Raw genomic sequence first — 7369 nt, 5'->3', positions numbered from 1 at the left:
ATATAAAATTTTTGTATTGTTTATGTGGATAAAAAACGCTTAAATTCTTGACAAAACATACTTCCCATCTCTGCACTTGCCAAAAAATACATTGAAAAAGGAGAGGTGAAAAGTCCGCCTCTCCTTTTTTATCTTTTTAAATTAAAGTAGGAACAACGACAAAGCGAGAACTGTGATAATTGTTACAATTCCCATTATTAGGGTTACAATAGTCTGAGTCTTGTATGCAGTTTTAACATCTATTCCACCAAATTGAGAAACAACCCAAAAATAACTGTCGTTTGCATGGCTAACGGTCATAGCACCTGCACCTATTGCCGCAACCACAAGGGCCTTTGCAATATCTGAAGTAAATCCTAAAGATGGTAGTAGCGGAAGCATTAATGCTGATGTTGTTATAATGGAAACGGTCGAAGAACCTTGTGCAGTTTTAATTGCTGCTGCAATAATGAATGGTAATAACATGCCAAGATGTAATCCTGACAAAGTTTGTCCGAGATAATCACCCACTCCTATTTCTTTAATGACATTACCTAATGAACCACCTGATGCAGTTATAATCAATATTGTAGCTGAATCCTTCATTGCTTCACCGATCCAGGAATTTAATGTTTCAGAACTTAAATTTGGTAAAAGCAAAAATGCAAAGAACATACCTATTAAAAGTGCATTTACAGGTGTTCCTAAAAATACAAATAGTTTATAAAAAAAACCCTCTCCAACTGGTTCTCCTGGAAACTTTGCAATTGAGCCAAGTGCCATTAAAATTATGGGAACAACAATTGGGGCAAATGATTTCCAAGCACTTGGAAGTTTTCCATACTTCTTTAAAACTTCCTCATAGCTTATGCTTTCATCAATACTAGCTTGATATTTTGAAGCAACTTTATTAGCAAATATATTACCTGCTATCATTGCTGGTATTACTACCAGAAGTCCTATTAAGATAACCAATAAAAGATTATTAAGTTGAAGATTTGAAGCAGCCGCAATTGGACCTGGAGTCGGTGGAACTAAAACATGTGTTGCATAAAGTCCTGTTGAAAGTGCTATAGACATTGCAACAAGAGATGTTTTCGTTTTCTTTGCTAAAGCTTTGTTCAATGAAGAAAGAATTATGAATCCACTATCACAGTAAACAGGGATAGAAACAATGTAACCTATAATACTCATTGCTATTGTAGGTCGCTTTTCCCCTACAAACTTAATAATTGTCTCAGCCATTTTGATTGCAGCACCTGATTTTTCAAGAATAGTTCCTATGATAACGCCAGCTATTATTACTATTCCTATGCTTGTAAGTGTGTTACCAAAGCCTTGAGCAATTATGCCTGCAATTTTATCGGATGGCATAAATGCTGCAAAAGCTAAAAAGTATGATGCGAGAATAAGGGCTAAGAATGGATGAAGTTTAAACTTTGCTGTTGTAATTACGATAAAAAGAATAGCTAAGAATAAAATAAAGATTAAATATGGACCTGACATTAAAAACCCCCCTTTTTTTAAGCCTTTATGACTTTGATTAACCTAAAAATTCTCTCAGCAGATTTTTCTAACAATGTTGGTGCGTTTTTTATAGCATCTTCAAGAGACATTGGCTTTTCCATAATCGAAAAAACGCTGCTAACTCCAATCTCATAAAGTTTTTCTATATCTTCAACCGTTCCTGCTATTACAATAAGCGGTTTATTATGCTTCTTGCACAATTTAGCTATTCCTGAAATTGTTTTCCCAAACGCTGTTTGAAAATCTACTTTTCCTTCACCGGAAATTACAATATCAGCTTCTTTTATTTTCTCTTCAAGCTTTAATGCCTCAATTATTATTTCTATACCACTTTTTAACTGTGCATTTAAAAATGCCATGAGTCCTGCACCTAAACCACCTGCAGCACCTGAACCTGGGACATCTATTATTCTTTTATTAAAATACTTTTCTAAAAGTTTACCATAATGTTCAAGGTTTTTATCTAAAACTTTTACCATCTCCTTTGTAGCACCCTTTTGGGGACCGTAAACTCTTGATGCACCATTTTCTCCAATTAAAGGATTTGCTACATCGCAGGCTACAATAAACCTACATTCCTTTAATCTATAATCAAGATTTGAAGTATCTATTGAATAAATTTTTGAAAGTGCGCCTCCTCCAAGACCTATTTCTCTACCATCTTTATCATAAAATTTAACTCCTAACGCTGTTGCCATGCCAGCACCACCATCGTTGGTTGCGCTTCCACCTACTGCTATAATGAAATTTCTGCAGCCTTTATCTAAAGCATCTTTTATAAGCTGACCGGTTCCGTATGTTGTTGTGATCATGGGATTTCTCTCATAATCCTTCAAAAGATAAAGTCCTGAGGCAGCAGCCATTTCTATAACTGCTGTTTCGCCATCACCTAATATTCCATAAAAACTTTCAATATCTCTAAATAGAGGATCTTTTACATTTGTCTTTATTATTTTTCCTCCAGTTGCATTAACTAATGATTCAACAGTCCCTTCGCCACCATCTGCCATAGGGACTTTCTCGATAACGACTTTTGGAAAAACCTTTAAAATTCCTTTTTCTATGCTATCTGCAACCTTTAAAGCAGATAAACTTCTTTGAATTTATCAGGAGCTATGAGAATTTTCACAACATCACCACCAAATATCATCACTACGATTTTAACTTTATCATAAAACTTGTTTATTTAAAATATTCAAAAAGAACAATAGTTTGTTATAATTTCTATATAATTTTTGTGCATAAATAACAAAACCCCCCTCACTAATGGATAATTGATTAACCAATATTGATATATAAACTTTCATACAAACATAAGGGTTTGTTATATCTACATTAAATTTTTCTTTTATCTTATTTAATCTATAGGTAAGAGTATTTCTGTGAATGAAAAGTTTTTTAGAAGCAAGACTTATATTCATCCCGCTTTCAAAATAAACTTTAATAGTGTTTATTATATCTTTGTTTTTTGAATTTAGAATATCTTTATACTCTTCAAAGAATACTATGCTATCATTGATGGATAAGCTATGAATTAATAGTTCTATTTTATAATCTTTAAAATCTAAAATATCTTTATCAATTTTTCTTCCAATATCTATTAAGTTATTTGCAATTGTAAAAGAAGTATGATAGTCTTTCATATTTTTACAATCTGGACCTATTCCTATGATGGAGGAAAGATTAAATCTTTTTTTGATACCTTCTTGAAGTTCCTTACAGAAGGGCATTGGGTTTTTAGAATATAGTATTATAACAAATCTATCTTCGTTAAAGTTAAAGACTATTTCATCGTCATTTAATTTGCTTTTTATAAATTCTACAATGTTTTCCTTTAATTCTTGAATATCTATCTCTTTTAAGTTTTTGGATAAAATGAAATCATTAAAACCTCTAATGTCAGCAACAATTAAGCTTCTTTGTTTTTTTGTATCAAAACCTATAAGTTTAGCTCTGCTTTCTAAAATTTTTTCTTCCTCATGCCCTATATTAGGATGATTGAGAATTTCTTTAATGAAACTTACCATTGCTTTCGAATGTAATTCTTCATACTTTTTATTTTCATATTCTTGGACCATAAGTTCAACTAATTCCTTAATTATTCTACCAAAGCCAATTATTTCTTTTGGTTCACCTGTAATTCCAACAACACCTATTACTTCCCCATTATAAAACAAAGGAACGTTTATCCCTTTTTTAGCTCCTTTGTAATATTCTATATTGGTATCATCTATAATAACATCCATCTTTCTCGAGGCTGCAATTTTTGCTCCTTCATGGAAAAAGCCTATCCTTGTAGAATCTCCTGATGCTATAATTACCCCTTTTGTATCCATAATGTTTATATTTTTGCCAAGAATATTCATAAGCCTATTTACAATCTTTTGATAATCCTCATGACTGAGCATAACCATCCCTCTTAAAAATTAATTGACTATAGTGATACCCTCATTTACCTTCAAGTGAAATTAGTGCTGCTCCAAGTGCCCCAATAATCTGTGGTTCAAATGGGATTATAAGTTTTTCACCGAGCCTGCTTTCGATGGCATAAACTACTCCCTGATTTTTGGCAACGCCACCTGTCATCATGTATTTCCCTTCTCTCCCTATTCTGTCGACCAGGGAAACTGCTTTTGAAGCAACGGCTTTATTGAGGGCATGTATTATATCCCTTTGATCCTTATTTTGCGCAATAAGAGATATTACTTCTGATTCTGCAAATACAGTGCACATACTGGTAATCGTGATATTTTCTTTTACTTCCTTATGCACATTTGCCATTTCTTCTATTGAAATGCCTAACGTTCTTGCCATTACTTCAAGAAACCGGCCTGTCCCTGCTGAACATTTGTCATTCATCACAAAATCAATAACATTGCCGCTGTCATCTAATCTTATCACTTTGCTATCCTGTCCGCCTATATCTATAACAGTTCTAATAGCATTGTCTATAAAAAATGCGCCTTTGCCGTGACAGGTAATTTCGGTTACAATTCTATCTGCAAAGGGAATGCTTACTCTTCCATACCCTGTTGCTACTATTGATGTAATATCCTTTTTTTGAAGGCCCGCACTGTTTAAAGCAATTTCAAAAGCTTTAAAAGCACTTTCCAAAGCTTTAGGACCTGTTGGAATAATAGAATATGATATTATATTTTTGTTTTCGTCGATTATGACTACATTTGTAGAAGTAGAGCCACTATCCACTCCTACAAAATATCCTTTCTTGGCTTTTTGTTTTTCCATCTTTTTTATACCGGTTGATTCCAAAAAAGCATCTATTCTTGTTAAAATCTGTCCGCTATTTGAATCGTTATAGTCAGTTTCAATTTTTAAAAGTGGAATATCTGCTCTGCTTTTGAGTTCAGCATATTCATAGGAATAAAAATCACAGAACTTTATGGTGTTGTATATTATCCCCTTCAATTCTTTATTGATTAACTTGCTTCGATCTTCTGCCATTCTCATACAGGGTGTTAAATTAAGAAGCGATTCCGCGTAGCTTTTTAATAAATTATCTTTTGCTTCGATATTGAATACTCTTTCTTCACCTGTGCAGGTAAAATTTATTACGTTTGCTGTACAAGAATTTGTGATTTTTTCTATAACATCATCTTTAAGCCTCGCACCTAATATAGCAATGCTTTCAGTGGATTTCTTTTCTTTATTAAAAGACTTGCTTTCTAGAATTTTTAGCAAACTTTCTTCAGCAAAATTCTTGTTTTTAAAGGCCTGATACGCTTCTATAAATTCAATTATTTCATTGTAAAAAAGATCTATTGCGAGAGGATCTTTTTTCTAGGGAGGTCTAGAAGATGGATAAATTTCACTTTATCTTTTAACACATCATAAAGTCTTTTTATACTATCACAACAGGCAGTTAATACAACCTCTTCAATATTATTTTCAATTATATTTTCCAAAACCCCTTTTGCAAAGCTGCACATATTTGAATGAATCAGTGCTTCAGCACGCTCATGAGACTTATATCCTGGATCAAGTCTTACCGCTTTTTCTCCAAAAGCTTCGATTATTTCTACAGGCGTGTATTTGCAAATGTACCCTATCAATTTTTCACCTCCAGAAGGATTACTAAAGCATTTCAAAAAAGGCTTCGAGCCTCGTCCTATTCTGTCCCTCTTGATTATTTCTCTTGTCTACACAATCCCCATCTAAATAAAGAAATGGAATACCCAATTCTGAGGCAAGATTTTTAATTATAAACGTTCCACCCATGGACTGCTTACAGCCCAAATGACAAAACTGTATAATGCCGTCTGGTTTTATTTTTTCTATCAGTTCTTTGATTTTTGCAACTTTTCTATTTATTTCACCATTAAAAGAGTTTAAGATAAGCTTTTCAGCAATTCCTTTGAATGGGTCGTTTTCATCAATTTCCTCAAGAAAATCATAATTCAAATCACTACCAGCAATGTGAAATTTATCGTTGAAATTAAAGTAATCTTTAAAATTTTTCTCAAACATAGGAAGAAGGTGTATAAAAAATATGCTTTTTCCACTTCTTTCAGGAGCTCTTTTTATATCCTCCACTAACATCTCATAAAAATGTAATACTTCCTTACTTCCAATGAATACATGGGATGCAAAGAGCATGTACATTTCAAAGGTCATAGTAGGTAAAAACCTTTTTTCTCCCGCATAATTTAAATACTCTCTCATAAGTGCTCTTGTTTTATTTTCTGTTCTTACAACTTCCCTCAATTTATCAATATCAAGCTTTCTATTAAAAACTTCCTCAATCTTTCCCGCCACTTCTAAAAGCTGTTTTTTTACATACACTACGGCATCTTTAGAATATTTGTAGGGAATATCAATAATGTACAGTGGAACCCCGTGTTTTTTTGAAAGATACTTGAAAGTAGGTATATTTGCATCACAGATCATAGAAGTGGTCATCATAAATTTAGGTTTTTTGAGAATATCAAGTTCACTGGCTCCTATAAAAGTTTTATGGTAACTGCATAAAGTATTTGACATGCCTCTCGATTCGGCAGTATCAATAAGATAATCTTCGATGAAGAAGCCTGACATGAAAGAAGAATATGCTTCAATAAATAAGGGCTTTATGTCCATAGCAATCAAAAATTCAGATGGTGCAAAGATGTTTACCCAAGCAGAATTTTGAGGATTTGCTAAAGAATCTTTTATGCTCTTTATAGAATATTTATTTAGGTAATGAAGAGATTTGGGAATCCTCTTGTCTTTGAAAAAGCTCACATAATAATAAGCAGCGGCAAGGCCAAAGTTTATTAGCTTATTTACTTTTTCAGGTCTATTCATATTCTCTTTTATAATATTGGTATAAATCTTTATTGTATCCATTTTATCACTACCCCGTAAACTCCCTTTCCACACCTTAGCCTCACTCTGTCAATGAGGTTTTCAACAGTATTACCTAAAAGTACTTCACTGCAAGATACTTTGTCAATTGGTCAAGCAAAGCCATAAACACTACAATAATTATCTCCAATACCAATTCCTCTTATGTATTCATTTGTTTGAGTTTCCATATTTGCCGTACGAATATATTATACAAGAAAATTGAGATTTAAACTATATGATGCTTTAAAAAGTAATAGCAAGGTAATTCTCTTATTTTTCAGTTTGTTGACAAAGTAAAAATTTTTTAAATAGGATATTTTACATCGTCACTCCGGTGTTCCAAAGCGACAAAACTAAACTCGACCCTCGGGTTCCGGCAGGGTTCTGGGCAATTCGACATCCTTGTCTTAGTGCTCGCCTCCACCATCCTTGGCTTCGGCCCCGCCTCCACCCTCGGTTTCATTAAGTTTTGTTATCGCTTTGTCACAAGTCGCACCGATTGCAAAATATCCTATTTCCG

Annotated in this window: 3 protein-coding genes and 2 pseudogenes; all 5 read right to left on the bottom strand. The window is 33.2% G+C overall.

Going from position 1 to position 7369, the window contains the following annotated elements; genetic code table 11:
- Positions 1 to 141: 141 nt before the first annotated feature.
- The 5 genes and pseudogenes from JCM7501_RS06175 to JCM7501_RS06155 all read right to left on the bottom strand — a co-directional run bounded on the left by JCM7501_RS06175 (position 142) and on the right by JCM7501_RS06155 (position 6849).
- On the bottom strand, positions 142 to 1485 hold the full coding sequence (locus tag JCM7501_RS06175; protein ID WP_003867662.1) for a GntP family permease: 1344 nt from the start codon (positions 1483 to 1485) through the stop codon (positions 142 to 144).
- Positions 1486 to 1502: 17 nt separating this feature from the next.
- Positions 1503 to 2635, bottom strand: a pseudogene (locus JCM7501_RS06170) (glycerate kinase).
- A gap of 40 nt (positions 2636 to 2675) precedes the next feature.
- The gene (locus tag JCM7501_RS06165; protein ID WP_054644809.1) at positions 2676 to 3914 is read right to left on the bottom strand and encodes a CdaR family transcriptional regulator; all 1239 of its coding nucleotides are present in this window, start codon (positions 3912 to 3914) and stop codon (positions 2676 to 2678) included.
- A 40-nt stretch (positions 3915 to 3954) separates the two neighbouring features.
- Positions 3955 to 5576: pseudogene (locus tag JCM7501_RS06160) on the bottom strand (acyl-CoA dehydratase activase).
- 22 nt (positions 5577 to 5598) lie between these two features.
- The gene (locus JCM7501_RS06155) at positions 5599 to 6849 is read right to left on the bottom strand and encodes a 2-hydroxyacyl-CoA dehydratase subunit D (protein WP_028992174.1); all 1251 of its coding nucleotides are present in this window, start codon (positions 6847 to 6849) and stop codon (positions 5599 to 5601) included.
- Positions 6850 to 7369 lie beyond the last annotated feature (520 nt).

It is taken from the genome of Thermoanaerobacter thermocopriae JCM 7501, assembly GCF_001310975.1.
GTDB classification, from domain to species: domain Bacteria; phylum Bacillota; class Thermoanaerobacteria; order Thermoanaerobacterales; family Thermoanaerobacteraceae; genus Thermoanaerobacter; species Thermoanaerobacter thermocopriae.
This window is presented reverse-complemented; position numbering and strand designations above follow the sequence as displayed.